Consider the following 16,448-nt stretch of genomic DNA (forward strand, 5'->3'; position numbering starts at 1 on the left):
AAACCTTGTTAAAACAGTATAAATAGTTTAAAAAAAACAACATTAATCTTACCTTTAAATAGTACTATTTAAAACATTAAAACTATTATTATGAAACAAATCCCCTTAAACGATGGTAATCAAATTCCACTAGTTGGATTTGGAACTTATAAATGCACAGAACAAGAAGGTATTAAATCCGTTTCTACTGCTTTAGCTAAAGGTTATCGGTTGCTTGATACAGCTGCTATTTATGGAAATGAAGAAGCAGTTGGAAAAGGCATTAAAGTTAGTGGTATTGACAGAAAAGACATTTACATTACCACCAAGCTTTGGCGAGAAAACTTAAGCTATCAATCGGCTAAAGACCAATTTAATAAATCGTTACAACGGTTAAATGTAGACTATATTGATTTATATTTAATCCATTGGCCTGCTAACGCTAAAAACTACGATAATTGGCAACACGCTAATGCAGAAAGCTGGCGCGCAATGGAAGAATTACAAGCTGAAGGTAAAATTAAATCCATAGGAGTTAGTAATTTTTTTCAAGAATATTTGGAAGCGTTATTTAAAACTGCAAAGGTTATTCCTGCTGTTAATCAAATCGAGTTTCATCCTGGGTATTGGCAACAAGAATTAACCGAATATTGTCAATCTAAAAATATAACTGTTGAGTCTTGGTCTCCTTTAGCACGAGGAAAAGTATTTGAAAATCAAACTTTAAACGACATTGCCAAAACACATCAAAAATCGGTTTCGCAAATATGTCTACGTTGGATTATTCAACATAACGTGGTAATTATTCCTAAATCTAATTCGCCAGAAAGAATTGAAGAGAATATTAATATTTTTGACTTTGAACTGTCTGAGGACGAAATGAAACAAATAAACAACCTACCAAAAATGGGGTTTAGTGGAGAGCATCCTAATTTTTGGCCTGACCGTATTAGTTAATTAAGATTAATGTGATGCTATACTATTTAAAGCACAATCTAAGCATTGTGCTTTTTTTTATCGTAATGTGTTAAAAAACATTAGTAAAAAGTTAAATCATTTTGACTTAAATTATTATCTGTTATCTTATTTAAATAAGATTAATTAACCCATTTTAATAATACTAATGACAAGCCTATTATATCCTAAAGCCATAATACCAAAAACAATAATAAATGAAGTAGAAACTGCTTTATCATACTATCCTGAATTAAAAAACACAGCAATAAACTTTGAATTTAAAAAGAATATAAAAAAATCTACTATGCAAGCACAACCAACTGCAAGTAGTTTTTTAAAAAGAAAAGGACAACGATCTTATAATATTTTTATAAGTGAAACTGTAAAAATTTCTGGTGAAGTTTTATACACAATAGATATGCCACAAGAGGTTTTAATTGGCTGGATTGGTCATGAGCTAGGTCATGTTATGGATTACAAAAACCGAAGCAACCTCAACCTGATTTGGTTTGGTGTAAAGTATTTATTATCCGACAATCATATTGCAACTGCAGAGCGTGCTGCTGACACATACGCTGTGCAATCAGGAATGGAACAATACATTTTAAAAACAAAGGACTTTATATTAAGTCAAGCAAATTTAGAGCAATCTTACATTGCACGAATTAAAAAATATTATTTATCTCCAGAAGAAATCATGGACATTATTAATCAAAGAGATGCAAAACTTTCTGAGTCTTAATTTTTAGCAACAAAGGCTTCCCAATCTTTAAACTTATCCTCTCCCATAACACGTTCCATTTTAACCTGACCTCCTTTTTTCTTATTAGCACCACTCCATTCTGCAAAAATCTCTGGACTAATTACTTCTACTTTTACGCCTTCTAAAGCTTTACCTCTTGCAACTTTGTAGTTTTTATTAGCATTTTTTAAAAACTCATCTAAAGCGTTTACAATACTACTATTTGTTTGGTTTAAACCTTCAGAACCTAAATACCAACTATGGTAAAAACCATCTTCAAAACGTTTAGCACATAAAGTATATTCTGGGATTGTAGTATTAAATTTTTCTTCTAAGTGCCCAATAGCATCATCCAATTTATTTACTGATAATTGCGATCCTACAGTGTTTAAAAAGAATTTAGTACGACCAGTAATTTTGATTTCAGCACGCTCAACATCAGTAAACTCAATAGTATCTCCAATTAAATAACGCCAAGCACCACTTACTGTACTAATAACGACTACATAATCTTGATCTAATTGCACGTCTTTTAAAGTCACACTTGGTGCTTCGTTTTTTAAAGATCCATCTGGATTAATATATTCTGGTTTAAATGGTACAAACTCAAAATAAATTCCACCATCAGTAACCAATTGCATCGCATCAGTCTCTGGTCTAGCTTGAAATGCTAAAAAACCTTCTGAGGCTAAATAAGTGTCAATCACAGTTACTGGTTTTCCTAATAAAGCATTAAAACTTTTTTGATAAGGTCCAAAAGCAACACCTCCAGAAGTATACACTTGAAGGTTTGGCCAAACCTCGTGAATGTTGTCTACTTTATGATAGTCGATAACCGTTTTTAACATTAGTTCCATCCAAGACGGAATTCCGCTTAAAGCACCAATATCCCATTGCTTAGCTCGTTTTGCTATGGTCTGAACACGCTTATCCCAATCTTCAATTTTAGCTATATCTTCTCCTGGTTTATAAAACCCTTTAAACCATGATGGAATATTACTAGCTGTAATACCACTTATTTCTCCTTCTAAATGATCATCTTTTTCTTTTAAATCTGTAGAGCTTCCCAACATCATCGCTTCTTTGCTAAAAAACTCGGCAGGCAAATCAAAATTACTTAATGCTGTGACTTGGTCTATTCCTGCTTGCTTAATTGCAGATAACATATCATCACTCACAGGAATACGCTTACTAGTTTTTCCTGTGGTACCAGAACTTAATGCAAAATAAGACGGTTTTCCAGGCCAAGTGACATCCTCTAACCCTTCATGTAGTTTAGACCACCATTTGTCATTGATTTGGTTGTAATCAAAATAAGGAACGCTATTGGCAAAAGCTACTTCTGGATCCTCTATATTGCTTATTGCCTCAAAGTCATAGGCTTTACCAAACATGGTGTCTTTAGCAGTAGTCAATAATTTATGTAACACTTTGCGTTGCGCTTCTACAGGATTAACCTCAGGCGTTAATGCCTCTTTAATATTTATGGCACCTTTAATAATGTTTCCTATAATTTCCATGTTATTTGATGTTGATTGTTTTAATATATTCTAAAAGAATACCATTAATAGATTTATAATTTGAAATTAGAAAGATTTGCGCACTTCTCAAGTGTTGTTATAGTAAAATTAACACTTAGTTTGGTTGAGAATTTTTAATATAAAAAACTAAAAGCACAACCAATGGTTGTGCTTTTTTATAAAATATTTACTTTAAAATCTATCTAGAATAGTTAGGCGATTCTTTAGTAATGGTAACATCATGTGGATGACTCTCGTTAATACCTGAAGCGGTAATTTTAACAAAGCGTCCTGTGTCTTGTAAAGTAGCTACGTCTATAGCACCACAATAACCCATTCCTGCTCTTAGACCACCTATAAATTGGTGTAAGCTTTCATATAATTCTCCTTTATAAGGTACGCGTCCAACAATACCTTCTGGTACTAGTTTTTTAATATCGTCCTCTACATCTTGGAAGTAACGGTCTTTGCTACCTTGCTTCATAGCTTCAACAGATCCCATACCTCTATACGATTTAAACTTACGACCTTCGTAAATAATAGTTTCTCCTGGACTTTCTTTTGTTCCTGCTAGTAAGGATCCTAACATAACTGTATCTGCTCCTGCAGCTAATGCTTTAGGAATATCTCCTGTATATCTAATTCCTCCATCTGCAATTACTGGTACTCCACTTCCTTTTATAGCAGCTGCTACTTCTAGTACTGCACTAAATTGAGGAAAACCAACACCTGCAACGACACGAGTTGTACAAATAGAACCTGGTCCAATACCAACTTTTACCGCATCTGCTCCAGCTTCTACTAAATACTTAGCAGCTTCTGCTGTAGCTATGTTACCTACTATTACCTCTAGTTCGGGGAATTTTTTCTTAATCTCTTTTAACACATTTACCACACCTTTAGTGTGTCCATGTGCTGTATCTATTACTATTGCATCTACTCCTGCATTAACTAAAGCTTCTGCACGATCTACAGCATCTCCTGTTACACCTATTGCAGCTGCAACACGTAAACGACCAAAAGTATCTTTGTTTGCAATTGGCTTTTGTGTTAGTTTAGTAATGTCTCTAAAGGTTATTAAACCTGCTAGCTTATTTCCTTCAACTATTAAAAGCTTTTCAATTTTATGTTGTTGTAATATTTTTTCGGCATCTTTTAATGACGTTCCAACAGGAGCTGTCACTAGATTTTCGCTTGTCATTACCTCAACAATTGGTCTGTTTTTTTCATGCTCAAAACGCAGGTCACGATTCGTCACAATTCCTTTTAATAGTCCATTGTCATCGACTATTGGGATACCACCAATACCATGCTCTCGCATTGCATTGTTAGCGTCAGAAACTACTGCAGTCATTGGTAAGGTTACAGGATCTATGATCATACCACTTTCGGCACGTTTTACTTTACGTACTTTAGTAGCTTGCTGCTCTATAGTCATGTTTTTATGTAATACACCAATACCACCTTCTCTAGCCATAGCTATAGCCATTTGGCTTTCTGTAACGGTATCCATAGCTGCAGAAACTATTGGAACGTTAATAGTAATGTTACGTGTAAATTTTGTTTGAATGTTGACTTCGCGAGGAAGAACTTCAGAAAAAGCAGGTACTAAAAGGACGTCGTCGTAAGTTAATCCTTCTCCTACTATTTTATTTTCGTGTGCTGTCATTGCAATTAGAATTAATTGCGAGTAAAGATACGTTTTATAAATTAATCTAACCTTATAATTAACGGATTGTTGGTTAAAATTTAACCTCTAAGGTTGTATAAAAATTTCGGTTAGCCGAAGGAATGATTCCTGGTCCTGGATATCCTGTTGCACGTCGCGTAAAATAAGCATTATCCAATAGGTTGTTTACACCTGCTTCTAATTTAAATTGTTTGTACTTATACGACAAAGACACATCTAACACATCGTATGCAGGAATCTCTCCAATTACACCACTTAAATTTCCCTCTGTCGCATTAGTCGCATCTGTAAATTGAGAGGACAAATAGGTATATTGAATATTAGATAAAAAGTCTTTATAACCTAATCTAACACCTGTTTTAAAGTTATAGTTTGGTATAAATTCCACCTTATTACCTTCTACTCCAACCTCTTCAGATTTTGTATACTCTGAGTCAACATATGAAAAGTTAACATAGTAATTAAAGATGTAATCTTCGTTTTTTAGCAGCAGGTTTTCTAAATTAAATTCTACTAAACTCTCAATACCATACATCATGGCATCTCCAACGTTTCCTCTTTCACTTTTAATATTTCCGTCTGCAAGTACACGTTGCACAAATCCTATTCTGTCATTATAAAATAAGCTAAAAGCACTAACGTCGTAAGATATATTGTTAGACCATTTACCTCTTAATCCTGCATCCACAGTAAACCCACTTTCGTCGTCAATATCTGGACTAATAATAAATGCTGGATTATTAATACTTATATCAGAAAATGTTACTGATCTGTAGTTTTGCGAAATATTTCCGTAGACCTCAAACGTTGTACTTGGTTTATAACTAGCACCTAAACCTAACAACACAAATGAGCGTTCTTTGGTTAAGTCATCTTCAATTTTTTCGTTTAAAATAACATTACCTGCAGCATCTGTATTTATACGTCTAAAAAAACCATCACTTTGGGTGTTAATATATTCAAATCTAAAACCTGGTGTAATGGATAGCTTATCGTTTAAATACACAATGTTTTCTCCAAAAACAGCAACATTTAAATTAGGGTAAGTAAAATTAGATTGGTTACTGTAATTTGGAAATGCATCATACTGAAAATCAAAATTTGGATCTGAACCATCACTTCCAGGACCTTGCTCAGAGGTGTTTTCTGCTTTATAAAACTTAGCACCAAGTAACCCAATGGACTTTTTATTAAACAGATTATAATTGGTTAATACTCTGGTTTCAAAACCAAAATTATCAAATTCTCCTTTTATTAAATCTCTTTCTGTATTAGCATCAGGTTGATCCACACGGTTAGTTCTAAATCCTAAAGCGTCTCTAGATGCATTTAATCCAAATGCATTAAATGTAAAGTTTGTGTTTTCAGAAAACTTATGAGACAGTTTTAAATTATACAGCAACCAATCCACCTGAAACCAGTTTCTAGAACGATTACTTTGGTATGGATCTGCTTCAAACTGATAATCGTTTAATCCTCCACCTTGTTTAGCTAAGTATCTTAAATAAGTTACCTCTCCTTCCAACTTAGTATTATCATTAAACTGATATCCTAAATGCGCGTAAAAATTTTTAGATTCAAAATTAGAGTTTGGTCTAAATCCATCTCCTTTTTTATAGTTAAAAAACGTGTAATAACTAAACTTACCTTTGGTACCACTTGCGCTAGTAAAGTTGGTGTATAGTCCATTACTTCCAACCGTGTTTCTTGAAATCAGTTCTAATGGTTTTTCAGTATTTGGCGTTTTCATTTTAAAATTAACCAAACCACCAAATTGTGTTCCGTATTGCAATGAGGCTGCACCTCTAACAATTTGTATTTCTTGTAATGCCTCTGCAGTAGGTGTGTAATAACTCTCAGGATAACCTAATACATCTGCACTAATATCGTATCCATTTTGACGTGTATTAAAATTAGCAGTACGGTTTGGATCCAAACCACGTCCACCAATATTTAACTGTAAACCAGCGTCATCGTTTTGATAAATGTTTAAACCTGCTACTTGACTGTATAATTGTCTGGCATTATTAGCACCAAGATTAGCCATAGATTGGTCTATTAAAACCACTTCTGTCTTTTTTCCTGCGTAAATAGCAGTGTCTTCAACGTCTGCTAATTGTTTTAAGCTAAATAATTTTGCTTTTCTAACAGTAATTTCTACCTCAGATAGTGTTGTTTCACTTAATGGTAATAATATTATTTTTAAGTTTTTAGCTTCGGTTGACGACACTGTTTGCTCTAAAACTTGATATTCGTAATTAAAAAAGGTTAAATCAAGTGTTGCTTTTTCGGTTTCAAAATTAAAATTACCGTTAGCATCAGACTTGGTTATCAAACCCTTAACTGTATCATAAACGCCAACATCGCTTAATGCTTCGCCATTTTGATTAGTAATTGTACCAGAAATTTGCTGTTGTGCTAACATGCTAAAAGCAGATAACATCAATAATAGTAATAGGTTATAGTCCTTTAATTTCATCTGTAAATGGTAAAATCCAGTGTTTATGTTTAAACGATTCTTTTTCTTGGTACAAATTTACGCTTTCGTCAATAAATAATTGGCTTAAACGTCCATTTAAAGCCACATAACTTTTAGCATAAACTTGCACACCTTTATAACCTTGTTTGGTAAAATGATCGCCTAAGTAATGTGCATATTCTAAAATAAAATCAGGCTGAAAACTCATTTGTTTTTCCTGTAAAGGGGTTAAAAAATCGGCATTATTGACTAAAAACGCATTCCCTTGTTCGTCCTTAATTTTAAAGGTTGTGTTTCCCATTTTTTCCATTAACATGACTCGCCATGAGAAGCGATAACCTTCTTCTGTCCAAAACAATTCGCTTGGATACAACAGATATCTAAACGGAAGTAACAGTTGTAACGCAAAAAACATTCCCAGAATTGATAGTACTAATTTACGATGACTTACTATGTAGACTGATTTAAATGTTATGGGTTGCGCTTTCGCGGAAATAAAGCCAAGCAGCGATTTTATTTTGTGTATTACTTTATGATGAAACGAGGCATCAAAAAAGATTAATGCACTTACTATCATGACAAACGGAAACATTCCAATAGGAAACAAAACACGTGTGAATACATGGAAAAACATGACCATTATAAAAGCTACAAATCGTGTACGTTTGTACAATAAAAAAAACGGAATTAGTAAATCATATAACATACCTGACCAGCTCATAGCATAATGAAACCAATCTTGCTGCATAATAGTTTCGCCAATAAATGGTAAGTCGTATTTAGAGCGTAACCAAATTTTTAAGGGTTGGGCTTTTAATAACCAATCGCTGTTTATTTTGGCTAATCCTGCGTAAAAATAAACAATACCTAACAGTAGTTTTATAGCGTCTATACTCCATTTAGGAATACTTTTATAGCTAATTTTTGATGTATAGTTATCTAATGAAAAATAAGCATTAGCTGGTAAAAACAACATTAAAAAGCTAAGAATACTTATAAAATAGTAATGATTTAAATAGGTGGTTTTTTCGATTAACTCTATATAAGTAAAACTAATAAAAAAGGTAATTATGGCTAATCTGTATTTATAACCAATAGCGACAAATAAAGCTGACAAACCACAAATAAAAAATAGTAAATAGGTATACTCACCTAAGGATTTAACCCATTCAAAACCGTAATACTTAAAATGAAATTGAGGTTGTACATAAACCTTATCAATCCATCCTTTTAACCAATAACGAATCATGCCATAACACATCATTAATCCAAAACCAATCCTGAACACAGCCAAAGGAGCTGCATCTGTGGTTTTGTTTAGATATGTTTTTAGGTTTAATTCCATAATATAAAAAAAGGTTGACTCTTTTAAATCAACCTTTTATTTATTATTGTTACTTGATATTAATCTCCATCTGCATCAACATAATCTACGCTTACATTAAAAGCTTGTAACATATCTACTTTTAAAGATATAACTACTAGTTGTAAGGCGTCATACGCTTCAGTCATTTTTACACTATCAACTTCAACTTGTGTTTTTAAATCCGCATTTAAATTTTGTATTTTTTGTCTAGCATCATCAATTCTTGTATTAATTAATGTTGCTAAATCTGTTCTGTCCAATGCTACTAAATACTTATAAAAACCTTCTCCAGTTGGAGTTGTACTAGATGCTTTACCATTAAAGATATTTTGTACATTATCTAAAGCTATAATTGCTAAATCTCTGGAGATTGTCCCATTATAAATAGCTTCTGCTTTGTCTGATAGTGAGGTTGCAGAAAATACACCTGCAGGAATACCAAACTTATTAGCACGTAATCCTTTTTCGAAATAAAAAATATAGTCGTTTATAAATTTATTTACTGCACTTGATGCTGTATTTTCTGTACTGTTAATAAATACAGTTCTGTAATTTGTTGTCCAATCTGTTAACACGTTTTGTGTTGAGCTATTCATTTGTGCAATTAAATCTGTTAAGTATGTTACGTAGTTTGCGTTTGCATACTTATTTAAAATGTCTGCATCTGTTGCTGCTATACCATGTAACATATAGTCTATAGCAGGAAAACCTACAGCATCATTATTTGCAGCTGCTAATAAATCGTAGTTTCCGTTGGCGATATTAGCTTCAATGTCTGCTACTGTTGTAGGATAGACATTCATTTTAAAGTTATATTGTAATATTTCGGCTTGACCGATATTAAAAGGCTCTACTAATTGCCAATCTTTATATGCACTTACAAAAGCAGCTCTAATATTATCCAAATTAGCTTGGTTTGGCGTTGCTGTAAACGTATTATTTACATCAGATAACGTTTGTAAAGCTGATTTTAAATTTTGAATCCTTGGTATAATTATATTGTCTGCTAAGTTGGTTTGCATAGCAACCCTATTATAATTATCAGTCGTAGCACTAGTGCTGCTTCCTGTGTCATCAGACTCTGAACATGCTACTATTACTAACATAATAGCAAAGATGTAAACTAATTTTTTCATAATTAAAATTTTTTTCTTTTTCAGTGTGCAAAAATAAAACATAGCAGTCGTTTAAATAAACGACTGCTGTAATAAATTATATATTTTATAAACTACTAGCCTGACCTGCAGTAAAATAAAACTGAGCAGCTATAGTATTAGAAATGGCATCTAATGAAGACGCTGTTACATCCCAAAATCCATCTCCTAACATTAACTGATCTAACATTTGTTGTACCTCGTCTTTAGTAAAGTAAGGATCATTAGTACCTGGTTGTCTTGTAAATTGTAAGCTATAGATAAATCCGTAAGCTTCTGACAATGCATGAAATGCTGATGCCTTATCTAAATCTAAATTAGCTTTACCTTGTTGTAAATAATAGATGGCTCTAATACCAATAACTGCAGATATTTTTCCTCTAATTACTTGTGCTTGTACATCACGTAATTCATAATCTTTAGCAACGATTGCTGCACGACCTAATTTAAAGGCGTTATAGATATCTAATGCTATACCTTCAAAATCAGGATCTTCATTTACCTTAGCAACATATTCACTTAAAAATTTATCTGCTTCGTATACTGGTACAGCTGGATTGTCTTCATTACCATATAAGTAACCGTAAGCCTCATCCCATTTGTGCTCCATTGTAGTGTAGTTATTTGTACCATCTAATACACCAGCCGAATTATTAGCTTTGTTATCAGCTTCGTCTAAAACAGATAGACTTAAATAATTATTTAACATTTGGTCTACCATCAATGCACCAATTACACCTTTTGCAAATGCTTGATTGTACTCTAAACCTCTGTCATTTACATAACGTATTGCTCCACCACCTACTTGTTGTAATTGCCCAGCAACTCCTGCTGTTGCTGTTGTTGACCAATTAGGGAATACTGTATTTACTTGTTCTTCAATAAAAAAATCAAAAGTCGCTTTGATATTATTGGCATCTGTTGTGTTTGCAGAATAAAAATCTGTAGATGCTGCAATTTTACTTCTTACGCTTTTATCTGATGCGTTTAAGTTTGCGTCTGAAAAATCGTTAGCATCTTGCACGTGTGCAAACATATTATCTAGAATAGCTTCCGTATTAGAAGGATCTACCATACCTGAAACAATTTCTTGTGCCATTTGGATACGTGTTGTTTGACCACCAAAGCTAACTGTCGAGTTTCCATCTCTTTCAAACGTATACGTATCTGGAGCTGTTACATTGTTAGTAAAAACTTGATTGTTGTCATCGTCACTGCTACAAGACGTTAGTGCTAACGTGGCAAATGCAGCTAATCCTAATGCGATTTTTTTCATTTTTTTGTGTTATATTAAGTTTAATTGTTATTTAGACTAATTACAAATAGATTTGCAATTTGACTGCAAAAATAAAAACGAAAAGCATTTCATGCAAGTTTATTTAGAATAAATTTAAATTAAAAACACACTAAGCTATTAACAGTATGTAAATCAAAAAGTTACAGCTGTTAAAGTTCTTTCATTTTTAATGAAAGTTAATGAGTTATAGGATGGTTAGTGGTAGGCTTTAAATATTTTAGAGGCCTCATTGTAAGCACTTTCAAAAGACATCGCATTTAAATTATTGACCTTTTTTGAAGTTAAATAGGATAACACTTTTTCGGTTGGCATATTACCAGTTAAATCGTCTTTAGCCATAGGACAACCACCAAAACCTTGGATGGCACCATCAAAACGTTTACAGCCTGCTTTGTAAGCAGCGTCAATTTTTTCAAACCAAGAATCTGGTGTGGTGTGTAAATGTGCACCAAACTCGATATCCTTATAATGCGGAATTAAATTAGAGAAGAGGTACTCTATATTTTCTGGATTTGAGGTTCCGACAGTATCACTTAATGATAAAATTTTTACTCCCATTTTACTTAAACGCTCAGTCCACTCTCCTACTATTTCCACATTCCATGGATCTCCATAAGGATTACCAAATCCCATGGATATATAAACTACAACTTGTTTATTAGCTGCATCTGCTTGATTTAAAATATCCTGAAGTAATACGATTGATTGCGCTATAGTCTTATGCGTGTTACGCATTTGAAAATTTTCTGAGATAGAAAACGGATAACCTAAATAGTCTATTTCTGGGTGTTTACAAGCGTCTGCTGCACCTCTAGAGTTTGCTATAATAGATAACAATTTACTACTAGTAGTACTTAAATCTAGTTTAGATAATACCTCTGCAGTATCCACCATTTGCGGAATTGCTTTTGGAGATACAAAGCTACCAAAATCAATTGTATCAAAACCAACACGAAGCAACGATTGTATGTATTGCACTTTTTGATCTGTAGGTATAAACTGTTTAATGCCTTGCATGGCATCTCTTGGACATTCTATAACTTTTACTTGATTTGACATGTTGTATATAATTCTTCTATAAAAATAGTTTAATTTTCTGAAAGGAATATAAAAACAGCTATACCAATAAACACAACAATCTGTAACCACTTTAAAACCAACCCAATATTTTTACTTTGTTTTAAATAATCCGAAATAAATCCTGCTAAAATTGCGATTAATGCAAAAACTATAAAAGACGTAGCCATAAATAATAAACCTAACACATAAAATTGCGTAACAGTATTAATAGTATCACTATATAAATACGCTGGAAAAAATGCCAAAAAGAAAATAGATACTTTAGGATTTAGCACATTCATGATCACACCTTGTTTAAACAACTGCATCAAGCTTTTTTTTGGAGCAGCATCATTACTTAAGCTCACAGTTGCATCACTTTTAAAAACTTTAAAAGCCAAGTATAGTAGGTATATTGCACCTAAGCTCTTGATTATAAAAAACAACGTATCACTTTCTTTTATAATAGCAGACACTCCAAAAGCAACTAAAGTAGTATGCACTAAACAACCAGAAATTAAACCGCAAACGGTCGCTATACCATATTTACGTCCATTAGTAATGCTTTGCATTAAAACGTAAATATTATCAGGTCCAGGTGATAAAGCTAATGCTGTTGTGGCTAAAATAAATCCGAAAAGTATTTCGTAATTCATTTACCCTTTGTTTAAAATAGCTTTATTAATTTTTTTAATAAGACTTGGTCCTTCATAAATAAAACCTGTATAAATTTGGACTAAGTCCGCTCCTGCTTGAATCTTATCTAAAGCATCTTGTCCAGAATGGATACCTCCTACGCCAATAATTGGGAAGGCTTTATTGCTTTTATCTGCAAGGTATTTAATCACTTTAGTAGATTTATCTTTAACTGGTTGTCCGCTAACACCACCATTACCTATTTCGGCTAGCCTTTCTGCGGAAGCTTTTAAATTAGTGCGATCCACAGACGTATTACTTGCAATTACACCATCTAAATTAGTTTCGGCAATTAGCTCTATAATTTCATCTAATTGAATAGTATTTAAATCTGGTGCAATTTTAAGTAAGATGGGCTTCTGTTTATCAAAAGTTTTGTTAGCCTTTTGTACATTACTAATTAATTCTAATAAATAATCTTTATCATTTAACTTAGCATGACTGCCCACATTTGGACAACTTACATTAAGTACAAAATAATCTACATATGGATGTAAACCATTAAAACACTCTAAATAATCCTTGGTATAATCCTCAGGCTTAGTTTGTGTGTTTTTTCCAATATTACCACCAATAATAAGTTTGCCTTTATTTTTTTTAAGCTGAACGATAGCTTGCTCTAAACCTTCGTTATTAAAGCCCATTCTGTTTATAATCCCTTGGTCGTCTTTTAATCTAAAGAGACGTTTTTTAGGATTACCCTCTTGGCCTTTTGGAGTCACAGTACCAATTTCAATAAACCCAAAACCAAAATTTGCCAATTCGTTATACAAAACCGCATTTTTATCAAAACCTGCTGCTAATCCTACTGGGTTTTTAAAGGTTAAACCGAAAAGTTTTCGTTCTAATTTAGAATCTTCAATAGTATACAAACGTCTGTACAATGACGCCATACCTGGAATCTTAGACGTTACTTTTACTAATGAAAATGTGAAATGATGAATTTTTTCAGGATCGAAACTAAAAAATAAAGGTCTTAGAAGGGATTTGTACATCTTAATAGGTTTGCACAAAAGTAATTCTAATTAAAAAAATGAGCAATTCAAAAGCTAAAAAACTTAATAATTGTAACTTTATACCCTGAATTAAAAGTTAAAGAAAAATGATTTCAAAAGAAGATATAATTAAAAGATTTGTAGGTTACGTAACTGTAGATACTGAGTCTGATCCAGCAAGCGACACAACACCTAGTACTGCTAAACAATGGGATTTAGCAAATGCATTAGTAGACGAGCTAAAAGCTATTGGTCTAGAAGAGGTCACTATAGATAAGCACGCTTATATCATGGCAACTTTACCTAGTAATGTGGATCATGATGTGCCAACTATTGGATTTATCTCTCATTTTGATACAACTCCAGATTTTACAGGTGCTAATGTAAAGCCTCAAATTATTGATAAATACGATGGAAAAGATATTGTTTTAAATGCAGCAGAAAACATTGTATTATCTCCTGATTATTTTGAAGACTTACTATTATACAAAGGTCAAACATTAATTACTACAGACGGAACAACACTTTTAGGTGCAGATGACAAGGCTGGAATTACAGAGATTATTTCGGCAATGGAATATCTTGTGGCTAATCCACAAATCAAACACGGAAAAATTAGAGTTGGTTTTACACCTGACGAAGAAATTGGTCGTGGTGCACATAAATTTGATGTTGAAAAATTTGGTGCAGATTGGGCTTACACAATGGATGGTAGCCAAATTGGAGAATTAGAATACGAAAACTTTAATGCTGCAGGAGCGGTTGTAAAAGTAAAAGGAAAAATTGTACACCCTGGTTATGCTAAAGGAAAAATGGTCAACTCCATGTACATCGCTACAGAGTTTATCAACTCGTTACCAAGATTAGAAACACCGGAACATACTGAAGGTTACCAAGGATTTTTCCACCTGTACTCTATCTCTGGAGAAGTTGAAGAAACTGTTTTAGAATACATAATTAGAGATCACGATTTAGGTCATTTTGAAGCTAGAAAAGAAATGATGCAAAAACTAACCGATGAGCTTAATGAGCAATATGAAAGAGAAGTTGTGACTATTGAGATTAAGGATCAATACTTTAATATGAAAGAAAAAGTAGAACCTGTAATGCATATTGTTGATATTGCAGAAGAAGCTATGAAGCAATTAAATATCAAACCGCTTATCAAAGCAATACGTGGTGGTACAGATGGATCGCAATTAAGTTATATGGGCTTACCTTGTCCAAACATCTTTGCTGGAGGACATAATTTTCATGGTCGTTATGAGTATGTTCCTGTGGAAAGTATGATTAAAGCAACGGAAGTGATTTGTAAAATTGCCGAAATTACTGCAGAACAAAACAAATAAAATAAACAACTATGAAAAAGTTATTTCTTTTATCCTTTATTACGTTTAGTCTTATTGCCTGTAAAACAGATAAAACTAAAACAACATTAGATACCGTAAATAAAACTGTGAAGCAAGATAGCATTAAAGTTACTAAAGTAGCGGAGTTTACAGGTCAACAAGTTACAGGTGTTACAGTAAGCGATTCTGGTCGTATTTTTGTTAACTTCCCACGATGGAGACCTACAGTTAAACATGCTGTTACAGAAGTAATAGGTCAACAATCGATCGCTTATCCAAATCAAAAATGGAACAGTTGGACCACTGATGCTAAAATAACAGATTCGGTTTTTGTAGCTGTGCAATCTGTTGTAGCTTCTAAAAATCAATTATTTGTAGTAGATACTAGAAATCCATTTTTTAAAGGTGTGTTATCAAACACAAAGCTATTTGTTTTTAATTTAGACAATAACAGTTTGCAAAAGGTCTACACCTTTACTGATACTGTATTTTTTAAAGACTCTTACATAAATGATGTTCGTATTGATAGAGAAAATAACATGGCTTATTTTACAGATTCTGGACATGCAGGTTTATTAATTTTAAATTTAGAAAGCGGACTTTTTAAACGTGTATTAACAGACCACAGCTCTACAACCTCTGAGACAGACCATCTAACTATTAATGGTACACAGTGGAAAAATACCGTTCACTCTGATGGTATAGCGTTAAATCCTTTAGACAACAAACTTTACTATCATGCTTTAACTGGTTATACTTTATATGCTATACCAACAACCTTGTTGATTAATGGAACTGATAAAGAGATTGAAGCTGGTGTAGAAACTATCGCTAAAACAGCTGCTCCTGACGGAATGATATTTGACAAATATGCCAATTTATATTACGCAGATTTAGAAAATAATGCTATTATAAAAAGAACTCCAGATGGTCAAACAACAACAGTAGTTGAAGGCGATTTAGTCCGTTGGGCAGATACTTTTAGTATTTTTAATAATGAGTTATATTACACTAATTCCAGGATAAACGAAATCACAGGACCAATACCTACCATGACGTTTCAAGTAAATAAAATAGCTTTAGAGGAGTAGAAAAAAAACACTTATTATAGTAATAAAAAGCCAAAACAAATGTTTTGGCTTTTTGTTTTGTAACCCTTTGGTGT

Annotated in this window: 13 protein-coding genes; 4 read left to right on the forward strand and 9 right to left on the reverse strand. The window is 32.8% G+C overall.

All coding sequences use genetic code 11. The features are described 5' to 3' along the window. Positions 1–90 precede the first annotated feature (90 nt). A complete protein-coding gene (locus tag V6251_RS08595; RefSeq protein ID WP_341587882.1) occupies positions 91–936 on the forward strand; it encodes an aldo/keto reductase in 846 nt (281 codons plus the stop codon). A gap of 166 nt (positions 937–1,102) precedes the next feature. Continuing rightward, a complete protein-coding gene (locus V6251_RS08600) occupies positions 1,103–1,678 on the forward strand; it encodes a hypothetical protein (RefSeq protein WP_341587883.1) in 576 nt (191 codons plus the stop codon). On the opposite strand, the gene V6251_RS08605 is transcribed toward V6251_RS08600, so the two are convergent. The 9 genes from V6251_RS08605 to V6251_RS08645 form a co-directional block, all read right to left on the reverse strand. Next, positions 1,675–3,198, reverse strand: coding sequence for a GH3 family domain-containing protein (locus V6251_RS08605; RefSeq protein WP_341587884.1), 1,524 nt, complete (start codon positions 3,196–3,198; stop codon positions 1,675–1,677). The two genes, V6251_RS08600 and V6251_RS08605, sit on opposite strands and share 4 nt — an antisense overlap. Positions 3,199–3,397: 199 nt before the next feature. Next, the gene (gene guaB, locus V6251_RS08610) at positions 3,398–4,867 is read right to left on the reverse strand and encodes an IMP dehydrogenase (RefSeq protein WP_341587885.1); all 1,470 of its coding nucleotides are present in this window, start codon (positions 4,865–4,867) and stop codon (positions 3,398–3,400) included. A gap of 73 nt (positions 4,868–4,940) precedes the next feature. After that, complete coding sequence (locus V6251_RS08615) at positions 4,941–7,367, reverse strand: TonB-dependent receptor domain-containing protein (protein ID WP_341587886.1); 2,427 nt, start codon at positions 7,365–7,367, stop codon at positions 4,941–4,943. Continuing rightward, on the reverse strand, positions 7,348–8,712 hold the full coding sequence (locus tag V6251_RS08620; protein ID WP_341587887.1) for an HTTM domain-containing protein: 1,365 nt from the start codon (positions 8,710–8,712) through the stop codon (positions 7,348–7,350). Before V6251_RS08620 ends, V6251_RS08615 begins: the two co-directional genes overlap by 20 nt. Positions 8,713–8,771: 59 nt before the next feature. Continuing rightward, entirely contained in the window at positions 8,772–9,869 is a 1,098-nt protein-coding gene (locus V6251_RS08625) for an imelysin family protein (RefSeq protein WP_341587888.1), read from the reverse strand. A gap of 85 nt (positions 9,870–9,954) precedes the next feature. Continuing rightward, a complete protein-coding gene (locus tag V6251_RS08630) occupies positions 9,955–11,163 on the reverse strand; it encodes a DUF4856 domain-containing protein (protein WP_341587889.1) in 1,209 nt (402 codons plus the stop codon). A 216-nt stretch (positions 11,164–11,379) separates the two neighbouring features. Beyond that, positions 11,380–12,243, reverse strand: coding sequence for a hydroxymethylglutaryl-CoA lyase (locus V6251_RS08635; RefSeq protein ID WP_145000099.1), 864 nt, complete (start codon positions 12,241–12,243; stop codon positions 11,380–11,382). Positions 12,244–12,272: 29 nt separating this feature from the next. Beyond that, positions 12,273–12,899, reverse strand: a complete 627-nt coding sequence (locus V6251_RS08640) for a LysE family translocator (protein ID WP_341587890.1) — start codon at positions 12,897–12,899, stop codon at positions 12,273–12,275. Beyond that, positions 12,900–13,934, reverse strand: coding sequence for a quinone-dependent dihydroorotate dehydrogenase (locus V6251_RS08645; RefSeq protein ID WP_341587891.1), 1,035 nt, complete (start codon positions 13,932–13,934; stop codon positions 12,900–12,902). A 107-nt stretch (positions 13,935–14,041) separates the two neighbouring features. Between V6251_RS08645 and pepT the strand changes: the two genes are divergently transcribed. Both pepT and V6251_RS08655 read left to right on the forward strand, forming a co-directional pair. Next, the gene (gene pepT, locus V6251_RS08650; protein ID WP_341587892.1) at positions 14,042–15,283 is read left to right on the forward strand and encodes a peptidase T; all 1,242 of its coding nucleotides are present in this window, start codon (positions 14,042–14,044) and stop codon (positions 15,281–15,283) included. A gap of 11 nt (positions 15,284–15,294) precedes the next feature. Continuing rightward, positions 15,295–16,374: an SMP-30/gluconolactonase/LRE family protein gene (locus tag V6251_RS08655; protein WP_341587893.1), complete on the forward strand. Its 1,080-nt coding sequence runs from the start codon at positions 15,295–15,297 to the stop codon at positions 16,372–16,374. Positions 16,375–16,448: the final 74 nt, after the last annotated feature.

This window comes from Olleya sp. Ti.3.14 (assembly GCF_038154885.1).
GTDB lineage: Bacteria > Bacteroidota > Bacteroidia > Flavobacteriales > Flavobacteriaceae > Olleya.